This is a genomic window from Amycolatopsis sp. NPDC003731 (assembly GCF_053586895.1).
Window position 1 is genome coordinate 22,525 of sequence record NZ_JBSFNC010000050.1, and the last position, 20,778, is coordinate 43,302.

The 20,778-nt window shown below is 70.3% G+C and carries 25 protein-coding genes; 8 read left to right on the forward strand and 17 right to left on the reverse strand.

Going from position 1 to position 20,778, the window contains the following annotated elements; translation table 11 throughout:
• Positions 1-17: 17 nt before the first annotated feature.
• Both ACWDN5_RS21995 and moaA read right to left on the reverse strand, forming a co-directional pair.
• Complete coding sequence (locus ACWDN5_RS21995) at positions 18-269, reverse strand: MoaD/ThiS family protein (protein ID WP_310968724.1); 252 nt, start codon at positions 267-269, stop codon at positions 18-20.
• A 10-nt stretch (positions 270-279) separates the two neighbouring features.
• Entirely contained in the window at positions 280-1,287 is a 1,008-nt protein-coding gene (gene moaA / locus ACWDN5_RS22000) for a GTP 3',8-cyclase MoaA (RefSeq protein WP_310968723.1), read from the reverse strand.
• A 137-nt stretch (positions 1,288-1,424) separates the two neighbouring features.
• Between moaA and ACWDN5_RS22005 the strand changes: the two genes are divergently transcribed.
• The 5 genes from ACWDN5_RS22005 to ACWDN5_RS22025 all read left to right on the forward strand — a co-directional run bounded on the left by ACWDN5_RS22005 (position 1,425) and on the right by ACWDN5_RS22025 (position 5,038).
• Complete coding sequence (locus ACWDN5_RS22005) at positions 1,425-1,904, forward strand: MarR family winged helix-turn-helix transcriptional regulator (RefSeq protein ID WP_449677588.1); 480 nt, start codon at positions 1,425-1,427, stop codon at positions 1,902-1,904.
• A 33-nt stretch (positions 1,905-1,937) separates the two neighbouring features.
• Positions 1,938-2,342, forward strand: a complete 405-nt coding sequence (locus ACWDN5_RS22010; RefSeq protein WP_310968721.1) for a TOBE domain-containing protein — start codon at positions 1,938-1,940, stop codon at positions 2,340-2,342.
• On the forward strand, positions 2,339-3,148 hold the full coding sequence (gene modA / locus ACWDN5_RS22015) for a molybdate ABC transporter substrate-binding protein (RefSeq protein ID WP_449677589.1): 810 nt from the start codon (positions 2,339-2,341) through the stop codon (positions 3,146-3,148). The genes ACWDN5_RS22010 and modA overlap by 4 nt, the downstream gene beginning before the upstream one ends.
• Before the next feature lie 61 nt (positions 3,149-3,209).
• Positions 3,210-3,974 (forward strand): ABC transporter permease, encoded by a 765-nt coding sequence (locus ACWDN5_RS22020; RefSeq protein WP_310969661.1) that lies wholly within the window; start codon positions 3,210-3,212, stop codon positions 3,972-3,974.
• Positions 3,971-5,038 (forward strand): sulfate/molybdate ABC transporter ATP-binding protein, encoded by a 1,068-nt coding sequence (locus tag ACWDN5_RS22025; RefSeq protein WP_310968719.1) that lies wholly within the window; start codon positions 3,971-3,973, stop codon positions 5,036-5,038. The genes ACWDN5_RS22020 and ACWDN5_RS22025 overlap by 4 nt, the downstream gene beginning before the upstream one ends.
• Before the next feature lie 10 nt (positions 5,039-5,048).
• Here the strand turns inward: ACWDN5_RS22025 and ACWDN5_RS22030 are convergent, their stop codons facing one another.
• Positions 5,049-6,827: a multicopper oxidase family protein gene (locus ACWDN5_RS22030; RefSeq protein ID WP_449677590.1), complete on the reverse strand. Its 1,779-nt coding sequence runs from the start codon at positions 6,825-6,827 to the stop codon at positions 5,049-5,051.
• Between the two features lie 190 nt (positions 6,828-7,017).
• Here ACWDN5_RS22030 and ACWDN5_RS22035 point away from each other — a divergent pair, with 190 nt between their 5' ends.
• Both ACWDN5_RS22035 and ACWDN5_RS22040 read left to right on the forward strand, forming a co-directional pair.
• On the forward strand, positions 7,018-7,812 hold the full coding sequence (locus ACWDN5_RS22035) for an HAD-IIA family hydrolase (RefSeq protein WP_310968717.1): 795 nt from the start codon (positions 7,018-7,020) through the stop codon (positions 7,810-7,812).
• Between the two features lie 37 nt (positions 7,813-7,849).
• On the forward strand, positions 7,850-8,650 hold the full coding sequence (locus ACWDN5_RS22040) for a metallophosphoesterase family protein (protein ID WP_449677591.1): 801 nt from the start codon (positions 7,850-7,852) through the stop codon (positions 8,648-8,650).
• On the opposite strand, the gene ACWDN5_RS22045 is transcribed toward ACWDN5_RS22040, so the two are convergent.
• The 14 genes from ACWDN5_RS22045 to ACWDN5_RS22110 all read right to left on the reverse strand — a co-directional run bounded on the left by ACWDN5_RS22045 (position 8,647) and on the right by ACWDN5_RS22110 (position 18,976).
• A complete protein-coding gene (locus ACWDN5_RS22045) occupies positions 8,647-9,021 on the reverse strand; it encodes a YccF domain-containing protein (RefSeq protein ID WP_310968715.1) in 375 nt (124 codons plus the stop codon). The two genes, ACWDN5_RS22040 and ACWDN5_RS22045, sit on opposite strands and share 4 nt — an antisense overlap.
• Positions 9,021-9,767: a PhzF family phenazine biosynthesis protein gene (locus tag ACWDN5_RS22050; protein ID WP_449677592.1), complete on the reverse strand. Its 747-nt coding sequence runs from the start codon at positions 9,765-9,767 to the stop codon at positions 9,021-9,023. The genes ACWDN5_RS22045 and ACWDN5_RS22050 overlap by 1 nt, the downstream gene beginning before the upstream one ends.
• 47 nt (positions 9,768-9,814) lie before the next feature.
• Positions 9,815-11,260, reverse strand: coding sequence for a hypothetical protein (locus ACWDN5_RS22055; protein ID WP_449677593.1), 1,446 nt, complete (start codon positions 11,258-11,260; stop codon positions 9,815-9,817).
• 265 nt (positions 11,261-11,525) lie between these two features.
• Positions 11,526-12,035 carry a DUF3558 family protein gene (locus tag ACWDN5_RS22060; RefSeq protein WP_449677594.1) on the reverse strand — a complete coding sequence of 170 codons (510 nt, stop codon included), beginning with the start codon at positions 12,033-12,035 and terminating at the stop codon, positions 11,526-11,528.
• A gap of 78 nt (positions 12,036-12,113) precedes the next feature.
• Positions 12,114-12,596, reverse strand: coding sequence for a hypothetical protein (locus ACWDN5_RS22065; RefSeq protein WP_449677595.1), 483 nt, complete (start codon positions 12,594-12,596; stop codon positions 12,114-12,116).
• A 96-nt stretch (positions 12,597-12,692) separates the two neighbouring features.
• A complete protein-coding gene (locus ACWDN5_RS22070) occupies positions 12,693-13,256 on the reverse strand; it encodes a DUF3558 family protein (protein WP_449677596.1) in 564 nt (187 codons plus the stop codon).
• A gap of 46 nt (positions 13,257-13,302) precedes the next feature.
• Complete coding sequence (locus tag ACWDN5_RS22075) at positions 13,303-14,016, reverse strand: ESX secretion-associated protein EspG (protein WP_449677597.1); 714 nt, start codon at positions 14,014-14,016, stop codon at positions 13,303-13,305.
• Positions 14,017-14,039: 23 nt separating this feature from the next.
• A complete protein-coding gene (locus tag ACWDN5_RS22080; protein WP_449677598.1) occupies positions 14,040-15,224 on the reverse strand; it encodes a ComEA family DNA-binding protein in 1,185 nt (394 codons plus the stop codon).
• Positions 15,221-15,664: a hypothetical protein gene (locus tag ACWDN5_RS22085; protein ID WP_310968708.1), complete on the reverse strand. Its 444-nt coding sequence runs from the start codon at positions 15,662-15,664 to the stop codon at positions 15,221-15,223. The genes ACWDN5_RS22080 and ACWDN5_RS22085 overlap by 4 nt, the downstream gene beginning before the upstream one ends.
• Positions 15,661-16,236 (reverse strand): 4Fe-4S single cluster domain-containing protein, encoded by a 576-nt coding sequence (locus ACWDN5_RS22090; RefSeq protein ID WP_449677599.1) that lies wholly within the window; start codon positions 16,234-16,236, stop codon positions 15,661-15,663. Before ACWDN5_RS22090 ends, ACWDN5_RS22085 begins: the two co-directional genes overlap by 4 nt.
• Positions 16,224-16,439, reverse strand: coding sequence for a DUF2997 domain-containing protein (locus tag ACWDN5_RS22095; protein ID WP_449677600.1), 216 nt, complete (start codon positions 16,437-16,439; stop codon positions 16,224-16,226). Before ACWDN5_RS22095 ends, ACWDN5_RS22090 begins: the two co-directional genes overlap by 13 nt.
• On the reverse strand, positions 16,436-17,488 hold the full coding sequence (locus tag ACWDN5_RS22100) for an AAA family ATPase (RefSeq protein ID WP_449677601.1): 1,053 nt from the start codon (positions 17,486-17,488) through the stop codon (positions 16,436-16,438). The genes ACWDN5_RS22095 and ACWDN5_RS22100 overlap by 4 nt, the downstream gene beginning before the upstream one ends.
• Complete coding sequence (locus ACWDN5_RS22105) at positions 17,485-18,039, reverse strand: hypothetical protein (protein ID WP_449677602.1); 555 nt, start codon at positions 18,037-18,039, stop codon at positions 17,485-17,487. The genes ACWDN5_RS22100 and ACWDN5_RS22105 overlap by 4 nt, the downstream gene beginning before the upstream one ends.
• 37 nt (positions 18,040-18,076) lie before the next feature.
• Positions 18,077-18,976 (reverse strand): hypothetical protein, encoded by a 900-nt coding sequence (locus tag ACWDN5_RS22110; RefSeq protein ID WP_449677603.1) that lies wholly within the window; start codon positions 18,974-18,976, stop codon positions 18,077-18,079.
• 102 nt (positions 18,977-19,078) lie between these two features.
• On the opposite strand from ACWDN5_RS22110, the gene ACWDN5_RS22115 reads away from it, so the two are divergent.
• On the forward strand, positions 19,079-20,737 hold the full coding sequence (locus tag ACWDN5_RS22115; protein ID WP_449677604.1) for an AMP-binding protein: 1,659 nt from the start codon (positions 19,079-19,081) through the stop codon (positions 20,735-20,737).
• The last annotated feature ends 41 nt before the right edge of the window (positions 20,738-20,778 follow it).

A 20,778-nucleotide genomic window follows, 5' to 3' on the forward strand; every position in this document is an offset into this window, starting at 1 on the left:
GCGGGTTCGCGGGTGGGTCAGCCGCCGGCGAAGGGAGGGAGGACGTCCAGCTCGGCGCCGTCCCGCAGGGGGCGGGTGAGGTCGCGGACCGCGATGCCGTCCAGGAGGTAGCTGACCGCGTCGAGGATCCGCGGCAGGGAAGAAGGGTGCAGGCGGGCCAGCTCGGCCACCGCGTCGGCGACCGACGCCCCGTCCGGCAGCTGGACCTTCTCCTCGTCCACGCCCGCCGCGGCCCGCGCCGAAGCGAAGTACCGCACCACGATGGTCACCGTCGCCACCTCAACCGCCGATCGCGCTCATCGGCCGGATCGGCTGCGCGAACCCGGCGTCGTTGATCTCGTGCCCGGCGAGCTTGCCCCACATCGTCGCCCGCCAGGCGTCCGCCACCTCCTCATCGCGCGCGCCCGCGCGCACGAGGGACCGCAGATCCGTCTCGTCGTTGCTGAACAGGCAGGAGCGCACCGCGCCGTCGGCCGTCAGCCGCGTCCGCTCGCAGGCCGAGCAGAACGGCCGGGTCACCGACGCGATCACGCCGACGTCGCCGGGGCCGCCGTCGACCAGCCAGCGCTCGGCGGGCGCCCCGCCGCGCGCCTCCGAGGCCGGCGTCAGCTCGAACGACGACGCCAGCATCGAGAGGATCTCGGCCGCGGTGATCATCTCGCCGCGGTTCCAGCCGTGCTGGGCGTCCAGCGGCATCTGCTCGATGAACCGGAGGTGGTAGCCCTCGTCGAGGCAGAACTTCAGCAGCGGCACGGCTTCGGTCTCGTTGAGCCCGCGGATCAGCACGGCGTTGACCTTCACCGGCGACATCCCGGCGTCTCGCGCCGCCGCGAGGCCCGCGAGCACGTGCGAGAGCCGGTCGCGGCGGGTGATCGTCTTGAACAGCTCGGGGTCGACCGTGTCGAGCGAGACGTTGATCCGGTCCAGCCCCGCCTCGGCGAGGCCCGCGGCGCGGCGGGCCAGCCCGATCCCGTTGGTGGTCATGGACAACCGCGGCCGGGGCGACAACGCCGTGATCCGCGCGACGAGGTCCTCGAGGCCCGGCCGGAGCAACGGTTCCCCGCCGGTGAGCCGGATGTCGGTGACGCCGAGCAGCTCGACGGCGATCCGCATCAGCCGGACCAGTTCGTCGTCGGTCAGCACCTGTTCGCCCGGCATCCAGTCGAGGCCTTCCGCGGGCATGCAGTAGGTGCAGCGCAGGTTGCACCGATCCGTCAGGGAAACCCGCAGATCGGTGGCCACCCGGCCGAAGGTGTCGATGAGATGGGGGTTCTCGGGCCTGGGCACGCGAGATGACCCTCGTGTACCGGGGACGCGAGGAAACCCGAGATCCACTGCTGTCATTACGCACAGAGTAGCTCTCCGAACGCCGACTAGGATACTTTGCGCAGTGAGTGGTTCAGTGGACGAACTAACGAGGGCTCGTGACGGAAAAGACTTACCCGGTCGCCGAAGAGGAACTCTTCCGCTTCGCGGAATTGGGCAGGCAAGGCAGCACCTTCACCGTCCTGCGGCACGCCAGGATCGCCGAGCGGATGGGCCTGTCCGGCACCGACCACAAGACGTTCGACCTGGTCATCCAGGCCGGCGGACCGCTCACCGCCGGCCGGATCGCCGGGCTGACCGGCCTGTCCACCGGCGCGGTCACCGGGGTCGTCGACCGGCTGGAGAAGGTCGGCCTGGTCCGCCGCGTGCGGGACCCCGAAGACCGCCGCAAGGTGCTCGTCGAGGTGGTGCCGGGAGCGGAGGAGCGCTTCGCGCCGCTCTTCGAGTCGGCCTTCGACACCCTCCGCGAGACGCTCGCGCAGTTCTCCCCGGCCGAGCGAAAAGCCATCGAGCGTTACCAGAATGTCATCCTCGAACAGCTGCGCGCCGAAGTCATGGGCAATTCGCGCCCCGCATAGCTTTTCCTCAACTGCGGAGATAATGTCTGCGGCATGCCGCAATTTCGGTTGTCCGAGGCCGCGCGCCTGCTCGGCGTCAGCGACGACACCGTCCGGAGGTGGGTGCGCGCGGGGCAGCTGACCGCGACCGACGACGCCGCCGGCCGCAAGGTCGTGGACGGCGCCCAGCTCGCCGGGTTCGCCCGGGCGCAGGCCGCCGCGCCCGACGACCCGTCCGCGGTCGGCCGGTCCGCCCGCAATAGGTTCGTGGGGCTGGTCACCGAGGTGATCGCCGACAAGGTGATGGCCCAGGTGGAACTGCAGTGCGGGGCGCACCGCGTGGTGTCCCTGATGAGTACGGAAGCCGTCCGCGAGCTGGGCCTGCGCCCCGGCGTGCTCGCGGTCGCGGTGGTCAAGGCGACCACTGTCGTGGTGGAAACACCGGAAGGAAGTCGATGAAGAAACTTGCCCTCGCTGTGGCCGCCGTCGCCCTGTTCGCGGGCGCGTGCAGCAGCTCGGACGAGCCCAGCACGCAGACCGGCGGGTCGTCCGTCACCGCGCCCGCGCCGAAGGGGGCCGCGAACGCCGGCGGTGGCACGCTGACCGTGTTCGCCGCCGCGTCGCTCACCGAGTCGTTCACCGCGCTCGGCAAGGCGTTCGAAGCCAAGCACCCCGGCACCACCGTGAAGTTCAGCTTCGCGGGCTCGTCCGGCCTGGTCCAGCAGCTGACCAACGGCGCCAAGGCCGACGTCTTCGCCTCGGCCGACCAGGCCAACATGGACAAGGCCGTCCAGGGCGGCGTGATCGACGGCCGGCCGACGGTCTTCGCGACCAACAAGCTCGCCATCGCGGTCGCCCCGGGCAACCCCAAGGGGATCAAGTCCTTCGCGGACCTGAACAAGGCCGGCCTGACCGTGATCACCTGCGCCCCGCAGGTGCCGTGCGGTTCGGCGACCAAGAAGGTCGAGACGGCGACCGGCGTCACGCTCAAGCCGAAGAGCGAAGAGCAGGACGTCAAGCAGGTGCTGAACAAGGTCGCTTCCGGTGACGCCGACGCGGGCCTGGTCTACGTCACCGACACGACGTCGGCCGCGGGCAAGGTCGACAAGGTCGACTTCCCCGAGGCGGCCCAGGCGGTCAACAGCTACCCGATCGCCGTGGTCAAGGGCGGCCAGAGCGCGCTGGCCAAGGAGTTCGACGACTTCGTCCTCGGGGCCGAAGGCAAGACCGAGCTGGGCAAGGTCGGGTTCGGCCCTGCGCAGTAAGCGGTCCTCCGACGGCCGGCCGGGATCCGTCCCGGCCGGCCGTTCGCGCGTCCCGTGGGTCCTGGCCGTCCCGGCCACCCTCGCGCTGGCCCTCGTCGTCCTCCCGGTCGTCGGGCTCCTGGTCCGCTCGGACCTGACGCGGCTGCCGTCGCTGATCGCCACGCCGTCGTCGTGGCACGCGCTGCGGCTGTCGCTGCTCACGGCCGCGTTGTCCACACTGGCCTGTGTGCTGCTCGGCGTGCCGCTGGCCGTCGTGCTGGCCAGGGCCCGCTTCCGCGGGGTCCGGCTGCTGCGCTCGATCGTGCTGCTGCCGCTGGTCCTGCCGCCGGTCGTCGGCGGCCTCGCGCTGCTCTACCTGCTCGGCCGCAAGGGCTTCCTCGGCGCGCTGATCACCGCGCTGACCGGGGAGTCCGTCCCGTTCACCACGACCGCCGTCGTCATCGCGCAGACGTTCGTCGCGATGCCGTTCCTGGTCGTCAGCCTCGAAGGCGCGCTGCGCGGCTCCGGCGACCGCTACGAGCAGGTCGCCGCGACCCTCGGCGCGCGCCCGTGGACCGTCTTCCGGCGCGTCACGCTGCCGCTGCTGCTGCCCGCGCTCGGCTCCGGCGTCGTCCTCAGCTTCGCCCGCGCGCTCGGCGAGTTCGGCGCCACGATCACCTTCGCCGGCAGCCTCGAAGACGTCACGCGCACGCTGCCGCTCGAGGTCTACACGCAGGCCGAAGTGGACATCGACAGCGCCGTCGCGCTCTCGCTGCTGCTCATCGTCGTGGCGGTGGTCGTGATCGCCGTCGCGCGGCCGCGCTCGTGGGAAGGCGGCCTCCGGTGAGCCTGACCGCCCGGATCGCCGCCGTCCGCGGCTCGTTTTCGCTGGACGTCGACCTCGACGTGCCCGCCGGAACCGTGCTGGCCCTGCTCGGCCCCAACGGCTCGGGGAAGTCGACGGTGCTGGGCTGCCTGGCCGGGCTGATCACGCCGGCGGCGGCGGAAATCACTGTGGCCGGCCGCGCGCTGGCCGGCGTCGCGCCGCATCGCCGCGGGATCGGCCTGCTTTCCCAGGACGCCCTGCTCTTCCCGCACCTTTCGGCGGCGGACAACGTCGCCTTCTCGCCGCGCTCGACCGGCGCCGGCCGCCGCGCCGCCCGCGAGCGCGCCTTCTACTGGCTGGCCGAAGTGGACGCCGTCGCGCTGGCCGACCGGCGGCCGGGACAGCTGTCGGGCGGGCAGGCCCAGCGCGTCGCGATCGCCAGGGCCCTGGCCGCCGAACCGGATCTCCTGCTGCTCGACGAGCCCTTCGCCGCCCTCGACGTCGACGCCGCGCCGGCGATCCGCGGCCTGCTGCGGCGGGTGCTCAAGACCGGGCCGACGACCGTGCTCGTCACGCACGACCCGCTGGACGCGCTCGCGCTCGCCGACCACGTCGCGGTGCTGAACGACGGCCGGATCGTCGAACGCGGCCCGACCCGGGAGGTGCTTTCGGCCCCGCGGACGGCGTTCACCGCGCGGATCGCCGGCCTGAACCTCGTGGCCGGGACCGCGGTGACCGAAGGGCTGCGGACGGCGTCCGGCGAGGTCGTCAGCGGCCTCCCGGCGGCCGACGTGGTGCCGGGCGAGCCCGCGGTGGCGGTGTTCGCGCCGAACGCCGTCGCCGTCTACCCGCACGACGGCGAGCACCGCGGCAGCCCGCGCAACACCGCCGACGCCGTCGTCGCGGCCCTGGAGCCGCACGGGCCGGTGATCCGGGTCCGGGCCGAGGCCGGCGGCTGGGCCCACGGCCTCACCGCCGACCTCACCCCGGCCGCCGTCGCCGAGCTCGCCCTGGAGCCCGGCTCGGCGGTGACGCTCTCGGTGAAGGCCGCGACCGTGGCGATCCACCCGGCCGCGGCCTCCTGACCGGCGGGGATCAGGCCGCGTCGTCGTGGTGGTGGCCGCCGCCGGGGTGGACGTGGAACTTGGCCACCGCCGGCGGGTGCACGACGAACGGCCGCATCATGCCCTCGTCCTCGTGGTCGAGGATGTGGCAGTGGTACATGAACTCGCCGGTGCCACCGCCGAACTGCCCGGCGACGCTCACCCACTGGCCGGGGTTCACGATGATCGTGTCCTTCCAGCCCTCCTCGTACTTCTCCAGCGGGACGTCGGTGAAGCCGTCGATCGGCGCCGTCGTCCGCGCGCCGGCCTGGTCGAACGTCGTCGTGAAGCGCCGCCGGAACAGCGCCTGGAACTCCGTCAGGTGGATGTGGATCGGGTGGGCCGGCCCGCCGTTCGCCACGTGCAGGATGTTCCACACCGCCCACCGGTCGTGGTCGATGAAGACGCCGGTGGTGTCGTCGAAGATCCGCCCCACCATCCGGAACGTCTTCAGGCCGCCGTTCGGGTCCTGGAGCTGGATGATCCCCTCGCCGCCCGGGTCCGCCTCGACCTGCTCGAGGTCCCACATCTCCGGGTGGCCCGCCTGGTTGAGCAGCAGCGCGACCCAGACGTGGTCGTGGTCCTCGGGCAGCGTCGTGCCGTGCTGCAGCCGGACGTACGACGTCGAGATCTTCTCCGGCAGCGTGAACGGGTCGTGCCGGGGCCGGCCGTCGACCCGGAACTCCATCAGGTCCGGCTCGACGCCGCCCAGCCGCGGGTCGGCGTTGCGCAGCTTGAGCTTCCGCCCCGGGAAGCGGCTGAAGTCGATGAGGACGTCGAAGCGCTCGGCCGGGGCGACGGTCAGGCCGCCGGTGGGCAGCGGCGCCGGTGCGGGCAGCAGGCCGCCGTCGGTGCCGATCAGGCGGACGGCGTCGTTCACCGGGTTGTTGTCCTCGTCGACCAGGTTCAGCGTGTAGAACCGCGAGTTGGCCGCGTTGAGCAGCCGGAAGCGGTACCACCGCGGGTCGACGTCCAGGTGCGGCCAGATCACGCCGTTGACCAGGTTGAACGGGCCCGAGAACGGGATCGCCGGGCCGCCGGGGATGACCGGGAACTTGAACAGCAGCTGTCCGGTGAGCGCGCCGGTCGCCGGGTCGGTGTCGAGGTTCCGGTCGGTGATGATCAGCGGGATCTCGCGGTCGCCGTGCGGCAGGCCGAGCGCGTCCTCCTCGTCGTCGCGGATGAGGTACAGCCCGGCCAGGCCCGTGTGGACGTTGAAGCGCGTGATCGCCATGGCGTGGTCGTGGTACCAGAGCGGCATCGCCGGCTGGCGGTTCGGGTACTCGGCCAGCTGGGACGTCCCTTCGAGGCCGGCGTTGTGCGCCCAGCCGTCGTTGCCGGCGTTGGTGCGCGCGCCGTGGAGGTGGACGACCGTCCACGCGGGCAGGTCGGCGACGCCCTCGACGATCGAATAGCCCTCCTTGTCCAGTTCGCGGCCCGGACGGCTGGTCGGCGCGCTCGCCAACGGGCCCTGAACGGCGACGAGCGGGAACGCGCCGTCGATTTCGTTCGACCACGAAATCCGCAGCTGCCGGCCGCTGCGCACTTCGATCGTCGGACCCGGGAAATGTCCCGCGTACGTCCACAACGTACTTTCGGGCAATTCCGAGTGCAGCCGCTGCCGCTTGGTCACCATCGGAATGGTGATCGTTTCCCGGCCGCGTGGCCGGAACACTGGTGGAATGCGGAGTGGGTCGAGGAACTTGGTGAGTCCCCAGTTCGGCCCGGTGATCGGCTCGGCCGCCGCCGGGCGCTCGATGATTTCGGTCATGATTCTCCCCCTTCGGAACGGGGGCAGGAAGAATTGCGCGGCGGCGCGCACGCCGTCGACGTCGAAAAGTATTCCCCCGAACCCCCTCGGTGACCGGCAACGCGACTCCCCTCGCGATACCGGCAATTCCAACTGTAGCCCTTTTCGGCGTATCACGCAGGTGTCTCGCGCGCGTGATAGGTTCCGCACCATGAGCGAACGCCGCTGGACGTACCTCTCCGACATGGACGGCGTCCTGGTGAAGGAGGAGCACCTCGTCCCGGGGGCCGACGAGTTCCTCGCCGAGCTGAAGGCGAACGGCATCGACTTCCTGGTGCTGACGAACAACTCGATCTACACCCCGCGCGACCTGCGGGCGCGGCTGGAGCGCACCGGGCTCGACATCCCCGAGGAGTCGATCTGGACCTCGGCCCTGGCGACCGCGAAGTTCCTCTCGTCGCAGCGGCCGAACGGCTCGGCGTACGTCATCGGCGAAGCGGGCCTCACCACGGCGCTGCACGAGGTCGGCTACGTGCTGACCGAGCGCGACCCCGACTACGTCGTGCTGGGCGAGACCCGCACGTACAGCTTCAGCGCCATCACGCGCGCGATCCGGCTGATCGAGGGCGGCGCGAAGTTCATCGCGACCAACCCCGACGCGACCGGCCCCAGCCTGGAGGGCTCGATGCCGGCCACCGGGTCCGTCGCGGCGCTGATCGAGAAGGCCACCGGCCGCTCGCCGTACTACGTCGGCAAGCCGAACCCGCTGATGATGCGCTCGGCGCTGCGGCGGCTGGGCGCGCACTCGGAGTCGACGCTGATGATCGGCGACCGGATGGACACCGACGTGCACTCGGGCATCGAGGCCGGCCTGCAGACCATCCTGGTGCTCACCGGCATATCCACCCCGGAGTCGGCCGAACGCTATCCGTACCGGCCCACGCTGGTGATCGACTCGATCGCCGACCTGATCGGGCGAACCCAGGACCCGTTCGGCGAAGGCTGACCGCGAGGCGGCTGGCCACAGGGCATATCGTCAGCGGATGAGCAAGTCGACGTACGTCGTCGGCGACGTCCACGGCCACCGTGACGAACTCGCCGACGCGCTGAGATCCGAAGGCCTGGTCGACGAGGAGGGCAACTGGTCCGGCGGCGAGGACCAGCTGTGGTTCCTCGGCGACTTCGTCGACCGCGGCCCGGACGGCGTCGGCGCGATCGACCTGGTCATGCGGCTCGAGGCGCAGGCGGCCGAGGCCGGCGGCCAGGTCCAGACGCTGCTGGGCAACCACGAGATCCTCGCGCTGGGGATGTACCACTTCGGCGACGAGCCGGTCCCGTCGGACTTCGGCCCGCGCAGCTTCGCCCGCAGCTGGGAGATCAACGGCGGCCTGCTCTCGGACCAGGACCGGCTGACCCCCGAGCACATCGAGTGGCTGACCGCGCGCCCGCTGGCCGCCGTCGCCGCCGATCACCTGCTCCTGCACTCGGACACGCTGGAGTACCTCGACTGGGGCTCGTCGGTCGACGAGATCAACGAGGCGGCTCGCGACATCCTCGAGGGCAGCGACATCGAGGCGTGGTGGGACGTCTGGCGCCGGATGACGACGCGCTACGCCTTCCGCGGCCCGGACGGCGAGGAAAACGCCCAGAAGCTGATGGACGCCCTCGGCGGCACGCGGATCGTGCACGGGCACAGCGTCATCGCCGACCAGCTGGGCATCCACCCGACCCAGATCGAGGGCCCGTTCCTGTACGCGGGCGGCAAGGCGCTGGGCGTCGACGGCGGCCTGTTCGTCGGCGGGCCGTGCCTGGTGGTCGAGCTGCCGTTCTCGCCGGAGTCCTAGGCGATCTCGACGATCTCCTTGCCGAGGGGCACGAGCGACACCGGGATCAGCTTGAAGTTCGCGATGCCGAGCGGGATGCCGACGATCGTGATGCAGAGCGCGATGCCGGTGAAGACGTGCCCGAGCGCCAGCCACCACCCGGCGAAGACGAACCAGACGACGTTCCCGACGCACGACGCCGCGCCGGCGTCCCGGCGGTCGACGATGGTGCGGCCGAACGGCCAGAAGGCGTAGCGCGCGATCCGGAACGACGCCAGCCCGAACGGGATGGTGACGATCAGGATGCAGCAGATGACGCCGGCGATCAGGTAGCCGACGGCCATCCAGAAGCCGCACAGGACGAGCCAGATGATGTTCAGCAGCGTGCGCATCAGACGTGCAGCTCCCCGCTCAGGACGGTGACGGCCTGGCCGGCGAGGTGGACGCGGTCGCCGTCCTGGCGGGTTTTCACGATGCCGCCGCGGGAGGAGGCTTGCTCGCCGGTGAGTTCCTTCTGGCTCAGCCGTTCGGACCAGTAGGGCGAGAGGATGCAGTGCGCGGAGCCGGTGACGGGGTCTTCGTCGATGCCGACGCCGGGGGCGAAGAAGCGGCTCACGTAGTCCGTTTCGTCGCCTTGCGCGGTCACCAGGAGCCGTCCGGTCCAGGTGTCCTTGAGCCGGCCGAGGTCGGGTTCAAGGGCGCGGACCGTCTCGGCGTCTTTCACGACGGCGAAGAGGTTCTCGACGCCGCGGCCGGTGTACATGAGCTCGGTTCGGGGCAGGATCTCGGACAGGTCGTCGTCGGTGGGGCGCGGCGGGTCGGAGGGGAAGTCCAGCTCGACCCAGCCGTTTTCGGCTTTGGCGCGCAGCTCGCCGCTTTTGGTGACGTAGGTCTGTTCCCCGCCGAGAACGTGCGTGACGGCGAGGGTGGCGTGTCCGCAGAGGGCCACCTCGACGGCGGGGGTGAACCACCGGAGCGACTTCGTCTTTCTGACGAAGAAAGCGGTCTCGGCGTGCTTCATCTCGGCGGCGACGGCCTGCATCCAGGCGGGGTCGGCGGGCTCGTCCAGCAGGACGACCCCGGCGGAGTTCCCGGAGAAGGCGCGATCGGTGAAGGCGTCGACGATGAAGAAGCGCATGTCACCAATGTAGCCGGGCTATTTCGGGTTTCCCTCGGGTCTGTCCCTTAGGTAGTCTCCCCGATGGTCGGCTTGACGACCTTTTCGCCGTCGGGCCCGCGTTCGGGCTTGAGATCGAAGACCTCGTCGTCGACGGCGTACTTGTTCTTGTGTTCTTTGTCGTCTTCCTTCTTTTTCCCGGCCGCCCCCGGAGCGGCGGCCCCGGTGCCGCTTTTGCCCTTGGCCGCGGCGGCCGCGGTCGCCCCGCGCTCGAGCCGTTCACCGGTCTTGCTGCCGGTTTTGGCGCCTTCTTTGGCACTGTCTGAGCTGCCGGGGCTGCCGGCGCTCCCGGACACCCGCGACCCGGCGAACCCGGAGCCGGCCCGCCCGGTGCTCTTCCCGCGGACGGTGTCCCCGCTGGTCGTCGACCCACCGCCGGCGGTGGTCCCGGGCATGGCGAGCCCGTCGGGCGTGACCCGGCCGAAGGTGCCGGCCGCGGGGGCGGCGCGGAAGTTGGTGTTGCCGCTGAAGGTGCCGGTGCCGCTGCTGCTCCCGGGGGGCACGTAGGTGGGCGGTGGGGTGGGTGCCGGGCCGCCCGGCCCTCCCGGCACTCCTGCCCCGCCGGTGCCGGCCGGTCCGCCGGGGACGAAGGTGCCGGTCGTCCCGCCGGTCCCGCCGCCGATGGTGGGGGTGCCGGTGAAGCCGGTGCTGCTGGTGCCGTGGAACCCGCTGACCGAGGTGGAGTCACCTTGCCCGAGCTGAGGAGGCGGGGTGTAGGTGGGCTGGGTACTGGCGGTCTCGTGGTAGGTGGAGTCAAGACCTTGCAGGACCTGAACGGCTTGCTGATGAGCGGCATCGGCCTGCTGCTGCTTGGCGGCGACGTTGTTCATGGTCTGCGTCGCCCCGGTGACGTCACCGGCCAGGTACTGCTTGGTGGCTTTGTCGATTTCGGTCTGCTGGTTGAACCCGGTGGGTTCGGGCATGTTCTTCTGCGCATAATCGGCAGCGGCCGCCTGCTGCGAATACCGGTTGGAACTGAGCTGGGCGGCGTTCGCGGTGTCACCCGTGTAGGTGGCGGTGTTCTGGAAGAAGTTGTGCGCCTGCGCGGCGCCGGAACCCTGCCACTGGATCTCGCTCGAGTTGACGGCGTCGGTCGCCGCGTTGGAGACGTCGGCCAGCCAGTTGCCGAGTTTGTTGGCCACCCGGCCCCGGTCATCGAGGTCCTGCGGCCGCATGTTGTCGTGGACCATGCCGTACAGCTCTTCATGCGTGCTGGAGGCGTAGTTCTGCCCCGGTGCGGGCGCATCGCCGCGGGTGGCTTGGTTGTGCAGCAGCTGTTTGCCTTGCTCGACCGAGTACTGCGCGGCCTGATTCTCGGTTTGCGGCGTCACCCCGGCGCGGGCGTCCCCTTGGTCCTCGGCGCCGTAGTGGTGCACGTTCTGCTGCAGCTTCTGTTGTGTCTGCGCGTAGAAGTCGCCTTCGTACTGGCGATGTTCGGCGTGCTCGCGAGCCATGGTCACCCCTCTCGACACCGTGCGTACCCAGGTCAACTGTAGTAGTGGCGATTGGCCATGTCAGCAGATCAGTGACGTCGGCGACCTGTCAGCGGAAGGTCTCAGCCGTTCGAGGGAACGGGTTCGATCTCGGTCGAAACGTCGTTGGCCACTTCGTGGCCCGCGACTTCGGTTTCACCGCCATGGAAACGGCATAGGAACCGGTGCCACCCAGAGCGTCGCACTATGGGTTAGTCCCCGTGCCGGTGCGAGGGCGTGGGTGTCCTCAGGAGTCGGGAGGGAGCAGTTTCTCGACCTTGATCGCGATCGCCGTCACACGGTCGCACGCCTCCTGCGTCGTGCCGTGGCCGGAAAGGGAGACGAGCGCCCGTGAGTTCGGCTTGACCTCGATGGAGATGGTGCACTGGCCCGTGGCGCCGATGCCTTCGCGTTCGATGATTGCGTTTCGGGGCCCGACGTGGCCTCGTGATGCTTTCGAGGGGGCCGGGATGTTCTGGTCGTAACCGGCGTTGTCTTGGAGCGCCACGCCGACATTGGCGTCGCCTGGTTTGTTCGAAGCGCAGCTTCGCTCGCGGTCGACGGTCCCCGGGGTGGCAGCCGGGAACCCGTCGTCCGCCAGGACCTGGTCGACGATCGTGCAGGGGTGCAAACGCGTGAACGGATTGTCACCACTGCCACCGCTCGGTTCGGTCGTGGACGCGCTGCTCGAAGAGGTGCCCGCAGCTTGCGGCGTACCCGCCACTTCGCTGCCGCAGGCGCTCAGCGCGATCGTCACGGTGACCAAGGTCAGGGCGGTGACTGCTCGAGTCATGACCCCGAACACCATGGGTAGGTCACGCGCCGGGAGCCATGGTCACTCGCCCTCGCGAAGCTTGGCGAAGGTCTGGCTGTGCGCGTCTTCGGTTTCGCGGTAGTTCTTGCGCGCGATCTCGAGCGCTTCGCGGACCTGCTTGAACCCCTCGGAGAGCAGCTCGAGGTTGGGGACGAGCGACTCGGGATCGCCCGCCGCGACCTTCACGTTGAAGTTGGCGACCTGACCGGCGTAGTCGCTGCCGCCCATCTGCGCTGCAAGGCTGAGTACGTGCAGGTCGCGACGGATGCTGTTGTACCCGTCGATGAAGGTGTCACACACCTTCCGATAATGCTCAAGACCTGCCTCGTTGATGGTGAATCCGCCGCTCTCGGCAAGTGCTTTGAACTGCTGGGCGCCTTCATTCACCCGCTTCGCGCCCTCTGCATCGAGCGGAACGTCGAGGAGGTTCGACAGGAAGTTGTTCCCGGCGTCGCCGGCTGGTGGCGTGGGAGGTGGCCCTCCGAACTGCGCTCCTGATGCCATCGCGCCCTCCCAAGGCGTGGTCGATCTCTGATCACCCTCTGTGTCGACCTAGTACTGTAGTAGTGACTGCGCTTCGTGTCACTGTTCGCTGAGTCGCTATTTCGGCAGGAGCGGCTCGACCTTGGTCGCGACGTCGTTGACGTCCGAACAAGCCTGCTCCGTGGTGCCGAAACTCAGGGTCACCGATACGGCAGCCCGTGACTTCGGTTTGACCTCCATCGCGATGGCGCACTGACCTTTGGCGCCGATGGGTTCCCGCTCCTGAACGGCTGGGCGGTCGTTGACCGTGCCGGTCGAGGCCTTGCTGGGGTCTGCGATGTTTTCGTTGATCGTCTGACCGGCGTGCAAGGAGAGGGTCACGCCGATCGTCTCGTCGCCGACCTTCTTCTCGGTCGTGCAACTGCGCGCCGCATCGGCAGTGGTAGGCGCGGCTGCGGGATAGCCCTGACCGCTGAGCGCCTGGTCGAGCGTGGGACACGGCTTCATGGCCCCGAACGGGTTATCCGCGGTCGCTCCGCTTGGTTGGGTTGCCGACGAGCTGCTCGAAGGCGTGTCCGCGGCTTGTGGCGTACCTCCGACCTTGCTGTCGCAGGCGCTCAGCGCGAGCGCCGATGCGGCCAAGGCGAGGACGGTGGCGCGAAGGCGAACTGCTCGGGTCACGACCTGAACACTACGGGTAGATCACGCACCGGGGCGAGGACGCACGTCACCGGTGGGTCGTCTCCTCGATGCGCTCGTGCAACCACCCTCTCAGGTGTCCTCCGTCCGACGGGACGAACCTGAGGCGGGACTCGCCACCGGACAACGGCTCCGTAAACGTCAAATACCGGCCGCCGTCGGTGTCGACGAATGTCACCGTGCCCACCGGGCGGAGGTTGCCCTGGCCCATTCGGGTCGACAGCTCGAACGTGCCGTGGCGGTGCGGGGCCCACTGTGCGTAGTCGCGCAACGCTTCGGTGTCCGGTGGCCGGTTCGGGCCCACCGTCGACGTCACCGGGGCCACCGGCAGCGGCCCGTACCGGGGGAGGATGCCGATCAGGGCGTCGACCAGGTGGTCGGGGCGGATCTGGACGAAGTTGATCCCCTCCGGCACCAGTTCCGAGTACACGCCCAGGCCGTGGCCGATCGTCGCTCGGTAGAACACCTGGCGGGCGTCCGTCACCTCGGCCGCTCGGACGATGATCAGCACGTCCGGCTGGGTCCACGCCCGGAGCGTCTGCTCGACCTCGATGTCCAGCTTCTCCGGCCCCGCCAGGCCGCGCTCGCGCATTGCGTCCCACGCCGCTGCCAGGATGCGCTCGTTCTCCTCCAGCGTGTGGCCCGGGCTGCGGATCTCGAACGGGTGCCAGTTCGCCGGGAGGCCCGTGCGCCGGATCGCGGCGGCGACCTCCGTCAAGCCCAGCGAGAATTCCTCCGGCACGTCCGCGAGCGTAGCGGAACTCCTCAGATGTCGAGCTGACGAACGCCCGTCTCGCGGAACGTCACCCGGCCGGCCGTCGCCCGTCCGCGGAGGCGGACTATTTCGTGTGGCTGCAAGCCGATCGCCACTCCGAACGCCTCCACGCTCGGGAAGCCGCCCTGCCGCCGGCGCAGCTCCACCGCCGAAGCCGCGCGTTCCGGAGTCATCCCCGGCAGGCCCGCCAGATCCGGCTCCGAGGCCACATTGACGTCCACCGAAGGAGCCGGAGGAGCCGGAGGAGGCGCCAACGGCAGCTCATAAGCCTCGAGGACGTCGTTCTGCCGCAGCTCCCGCGTCCCCAGCCCCACCGTGAACACCCGCGACCCCGCCGACGACGCAACCGCGATCCCGTCCCGTGCCAGCGAAAGCACCGGCAGCCCCGAAGCGATGAGCGTGTGCCGCTCGTTGAACGTCGTCCCGATCGGGCGCAGGACCCGGACCCCGATCCCCACCGTGAACGCCGCGCTCCGCCCCTCCGGCACCTCGACCGCCGCCACCTGTGCGCCGGTACCGAGGTCGGTGACGCCGTGCACCACCGCGGTCCCGGCGCGCTGCTCCCCGGCGTCACCGGCCGGGAACGCCGTCAGCGTGTCCCCGGCCAACGGCGGTACGTCGCATTGGAAGCCCAGCAACACCGTCGCCGGCCGGCCCGGCCGCAGTTCGTCGAGCGGTCCCGCCGGCCCGAACAGCCCGAGCACCCGCATCGGCTGGCCGCCGCGCGACGACGCACACAGCGCACCGAACCGCAGGACGCCCTCCCGGACGGCCACCTGCGCGTGGAACCCCGTCAGCGGCTCGAAAGCCGGCGCCACCACCGTCGCCACCCCCTCCGGGCGGCTCAGGTCCGGCCCGACGACGTCGTCCGTGTACAGCTCCAGCGCGTCGCCGTTGCCGAGGTCCCGCCGCCCGACGGCGACGAACACGTCCTTCAGGAACCCGGCGTCGGTCACCGGTTCGACTTCGCTGGAGAAGAACTTCTTCCGCACCATGATCCCCAGGCGCAGGTTGTCCTCCAGCACCCGGTCACCGCGCACCAGCCGCGCGCGGGCGCCGCGGACCGCGCGCCCCGTGCTCACCTGCCCTCCGGGCAGCTCGCCGAGGCCGGGGACGGTGACCGAGTCGTGGATCGCCTTGCCGAACTCGATCAGCCCGACCCTGGTCTCGGTCACGACGTGGCGGCCAGCGTGACGCTGATCGACTGGTCGGCGTTGACCCGCTCGGACTCGACGCGCATCCCCGCCTGCCCCGCCCGCTCCTTCAGCCGGGCCAGCACCGCCCGCTGCACTTCGGCCGCGTACGCCTCGTCGACCGACAACACCAGCCGCGAAGCTTCCGCAGGCACCAGGCCAGGCCCGTCGACGTGCGCCACCTGGACGCCTTCGGGGCCGTAGCCGAACGTGATCCGCCGCCCTTCCCAGGCGGCGATGACGGTGGTGCCGTCGTCGGTCACCTGGGCTCGCAGCCCGGCCAAAGCGCGCGCGAGGAGATCCCGGTGGCGCATCCGCGTCCGCACGGTGACGACCCCCGGCCGCGCCTGCGCGTGCGCGGCGATCGTGGCGGCGTCGAGCTGGGCCAGTGCCGCACTGCGCAGCTTGAGCGTGACACTCATCGGCGTTCCCCTTCGAGCAGCGCTTCGAGTACTTCGGTGGTGGCGAACCCGTTCAGCTCGATCGCGCCATCGGGGGCGATCGTCAGTTCCAGGCGGTTCGGGGTGCTGAAGATCGACTCGTCGTAGCGGTCGGTCAGGAAGTGGAACCGCTGGTTCGCCGAGCCCGCCCACGGCCGGGACGGCTCGGGCCGGTCCGCCAGGAACGGCCCGTCCACCAGCAGATCCGTCGACTCCAGCAGCAGTGACGGCGGCAGGCCCTCCAGGACGTGTCCGGTGAAGGTCATCACCGACAACCCCTCGGCCCGGACCGCCGCGGCGAACCGACCCAGCGGCTCGGCCTGGTCGAACGGTTCACCGCCGAGCAGCGTGACGCCTTCGATCCCCGAGACAGCCAGCACCCGGGCGGCCAACTCCGGCCACGACAGGGAAAACCCGCCGCGGGTCGTCCACGTCTGCGGGTTGAAACACCCCGGGCAGCGGACCGAACACCCCTGCGTCCACACGGCACACCGCGCACCCGGGCCTTCGGCGAGGGTGACGTCGACGATCCGGTGCAGGTTCAGGAGTTCCATTGCGACTGCTGCTGCGAAGCGGTGTCTTCCGCCGAAGCGGACGTGCGCCGGTAGTCCTCGGTGAACTCCGACGTCTCGGTCTCCGCGCCGAGCAGGTCCTCCAGCAGCGGGATGTAGTCGAGGCACTTCGACCCGGTCACGCCGTGGGTCTCGGCGCTGATCGAGCCGTCCTTGCCGATCGTCACGGTCACGCGATGCGTCATACGTCGATCGTCCTCCCACTCGGTGACGCCGGTGGCGGCGCGACGGGCTCGGGATCGCCGGTGTCCGTGGCGGCCACGGCCCTGGTCTCCGCCCAGTTCCGGATGGCCAGGATCTCGTCGGCCTGGGTGACCGACAGCGGCACGGTCGACTTCACCGCCCGCACCAGGTCGTCGCGGCGCAGCGGCCGCTTCTCGGCGAACGCGTCGACCAACCCGGACAGCACGGCCTGCTCGATCTCGGCGCCGCTGTAGCCCGCGCTGACGTCGGCGAGCTCGGCGAACAGCGCGTCGTCGAGCCCCAGTTCGCTGCCCACGAACGGATCGGTGACGCGCTTGCGCAGGTGGATCCGCCAGATCGCGGCGCGCTCGGGCGCCGAGGGCAGGTCGACGAAGAAGATCTCGTCGAACCGGCCCTTGCGCAGGAACTCCGGCGGCAGCGAGCCGACCTGGTTCGCCGTCGCCATCACGAACACCGGCGCCGACTTCTCCTGCATCCAGGACAGGAACGTGCCGAAGACGCGCCGCGCGGTGCCGCCGTCGCCCCCGCCGCCCGCGCCGGCGAGGCCCTTCTCGATCTCGTCGACCCACAGCACGCACGGCGCGATGCCTTCCGCGGTGTGGATGACCGTGCGGATGTTCTTTTCGCTGGAACCCACGAGCCCGGCGAAGACGCGCCCGAGGTCCAGACGCAGCAACGGCAGCCGCCACATGTTCGCGACGCACACCGCGGACAGGCTCTTGCCGCAGCCGGGGACGCCGGTGAGCAGCAGCCCCTTCGGCGCCGCGAGGTTGTACGCCGACGCCGCGGGCGTCCACGTGCCGGTGCGCTTGGTCAGCCAGCGCTTGAGCCGGTCGAGGCCGCCGACGGCGTCGAAGCTCGTCTCCGCCGGCACGATGTCGAGCATCCCGGACCGCCGCACGGCCTGGCGCTTCTCGGCGAGGATCAGCTCCAGGTCGCTCGGATCGAGCCCGCCGCCTTCGACCAGGGCCCTGGCGAACGCGTTTTCGGCCTCGGGCAGCGTGAGGCCGCGCGCGGCGGCGACGATCATGTCCCGGTCGTCCCGGTCGATGTGATCCGGACGTTCTGCCGGTGCGCGGCGACCATGCTGTCCAGCAGCTCGCCGATCTGGCGCTGGTCGGGCAGCGGGAAGTCGACGACGGTCGCGTCGTGCTCCAGCTCCGGCGGCACGGGCAGCGACGGCGACACGAGGATCAGGCTCAGCGGCACCGGCCGGGTCTTGAACGCGGCCGCGAGCTCCCGCAGCCGGCGCACGACGTCGGGATCGGGCCGGTGCCCGCCCTCGGACACCAGCGACGGGTGCAGGTCGGCGAACACGAAGACGGCGGGCTCACCCCAGCCGTAGACGCGCTCGAGCGCGGCGGCCGCGGTGCGCGTCTCGCTGATCGGCGGGCCGCCCGCGGGGGCCAGCCCGGTGGTCGACGACCAGACGTAGACGCGCCGCGGGGTCCGCAGCCGGTGGGCGTCCTCCGCGACCGCGCGGATCTCCCGCAGCACCCGCTGCTCTTCGTGCGTTTCGACGACGAGCAGCGGGTAGCGCGCCTGCAGCAGCTGGGTCAGTTCGTCGCGGAACCCGGCCATCGATCGCCCCCTCGAAGTCCGTTCGGACCCTACCAACTCAGGCGCCGACGACGAGGATCTCGTACGTCGGGCTGGTGGGCGGGTAGCCGCTGTAGATGTGGGAGTTGACCACGGCGAGGTGGTTGCCGATCTTGATGGCCGAGACCGGCTGGTCGAACAGCGGGTCGGTGATCGTGCCGGCCGAGGTGCCGTGGCTCAGGTCGCCAGCTAGACACCAACGGGTGATCTTGTCGTCGAGCTGCACGGCCCAGAGCCGGTTCCCTTCAAGCACGAGACTGGCGACGCTGGGCGCGTTCACGCCCGCGATCTCGTCGCTGGCCCCGGTGCGCGGATCGATCGTGAAGACCTTGCCGGGAATCGTGGCGGCCACGAGCAGGGTGTCGCCGGACGGTGTGGCGATGATGTCGTTCATGAAGAAGTCGCCGGGTGAGCCGCCCGCGCCCGGCCCGCTCAGCGCCAGGGTGCGCGGGGTGCCGAGCCCGCCGGCCACGAACGGCACGAAGAACAGCTGCGGGTGGTAGGAGTCGGTGAACCACGCGCCCCGCGGGGTCACCACCACGTCGTTGACGTAGGACGTCTGCGGGTCGCCGAAGGTGTAGTCCGCGACCTTCGCCTTGGTGCGGACGTCGTAGACGTAGGCCTTGCCGCCGATCGCGCCGGCGACGAACAGCAGGTCGTGGCGCCGGTCGAAGTCCACTCCGGCCGCCATGGTGCCGGGCGGTACCTCGATGAAGCGCTCGGCCGTGCCGCGCCGGACGTCCTCGCGGAAGATCGTGCCGGCGATGAGGTCGCCGGTGTAGTAGGTGCCGCCGCCGGCGGCGGTGATCCCCTCGGCGGACGTGGCGCCGGGCAGCACGATCACCTTCGTCGCCGCCGACGCCGGGGTCGCCACCGCGAGCAGCAGGACAGCGGACACCAGAGCCAGGATTCTTCGCATCGGTTCCCTCCCTCTTCCCAGGGGGATCCTGCCACCGTGCTGGCCGACCCGGCAGCTGATTCCTAGACTCGGCCCCAGTCACCGCCGACTTCAGGAGGCACCATGCCTGACGCGCCCGCCATGCCGAGCTACGCCTCCGGAATCTCGGAGGTCCCGCTGCTCGGGGACACCATCGGCGACAACTTCGACCGGACGGTGGCCGCGTTCGGGGACCGGGACGCCCTCGTCGACCGGGCCGCGGGCAAGCGGTGGACCTACCGGGAGCTGGCCGCCGAAGTGGACGCGCTGGCGCTGGGGCTGGTCGCGCAGGGCATCGGCAAGGGCGACCGGGTCGGGATCTGGTCGCCGAACCGGGCGGAGTGGACGTTCCTCCAGTACGCGACGGCGAAGATCGGCGCCATCCTGGTCAACATCAACCCGGCCTACCGCGTGCACGAGCTCCAGTACGTCCTCGACCAGGCCGGCATCCGGCTGCTGGTGGCGTCGGACAAGTTCAAGACGTCGGACTACCCCGCGATGGCCGAGGAGGTGCGCCGGAAGTGCGCGGCGCTCGAACAGGTCGTCGTCCTCGGCGGCGGGGACTGGGACGCGCTGCTGGACGCCGGCCGCGGCGGTGACCCGGCGCAGCTGGCGCACCTGCAGGCCGGGCTGTCGGCCGACGACCCGATCAACATCCAGTACACGTCCGGGACCACGGGCTTTCCCAAAGGCGCCACGCTGTCCCACCACAACATCCTGAACAACGGCTACTTCGTCGGCGAGCTCTGCAACTACACGGAAGCGGACAAGGTCTGCATCCCGGTGCCCTTCTACCACTGCTTCGGCATGGTGATGGGCAACCTGGCCTGCACCAGCCACGGCGCCTGCATGGTCATCCCGGCCCCCGCGTTCGATCCGGAGGCCACCCTCGAAGCGGTCGCGGCCGAGCGGTGCACGTCGCTCTACGGCGTGCCGACGATGTTCATCGCCGAGCTGAACCACCCGGATTTCGAGAGCTTCGACCTGTCCAGCCTGCGCACCGGGATCATGGCCGGCTCGCCCTGCCCGGTCGAGGTGATGAAGCAGGTCATCGACCGGATGGGGATGGCGGAGGTGTCCATCTGCTACGGCATGACCGAAACGTCCCCGGTGTCGACGCAGACCCGCGCGGACGACTCGATCGAGCGTCGCGTGTCGACGGTCGGGCGGGTCGGGCCGCACCTGGAGGTCAAGGTCGTCGACCCGGAAACCGGCCTGACGGTCCCGCGCGGCGAGCCGGGCGAGCTGTGCACCCGCGGCTACTCGGTGATGCTCGGGTACTGGGAGCAGCCGGACAAGACGGCCGAAGCGATCGACGCGGCCCGCTGGATGCACACCGGCGACCTGGCGGTGATGGACGGTGACAGCTACCTCAACATCACCGGCCGCATCAAGGACATGGTCATCCGCGGCGGCGAAAACCTGTACCCGCGCGAGATCGAGGAGTTCCTCTACACGCACCCGGACATCCTCGACGCGCAGGTGATCGGCGTCCCGGACGAGAAGTACGGCGAAGAGCTGATGGCCTGGGTGCGGATGCGCGAGGGCGCGGAACCGCTGACGGCGGAGAAGGTGCGCGAGTTCTGCAGCGGCAAGCTGGCGCACTACAAGGTCCCGCGGTACGTGCACGTCGTCGAGGAGTTCCCGATGACGGTGACCGGGAAGGTCCGCAAGGTCGAGATGCGCGAGAAGTCGATCAGCCTGTTGGGACTGGAACAGGCCGCCTCGACGAAACACGCCTAAACCGGACGGCCGGGCTGGGCGTTGCTCCTTCGCGGCGGAGG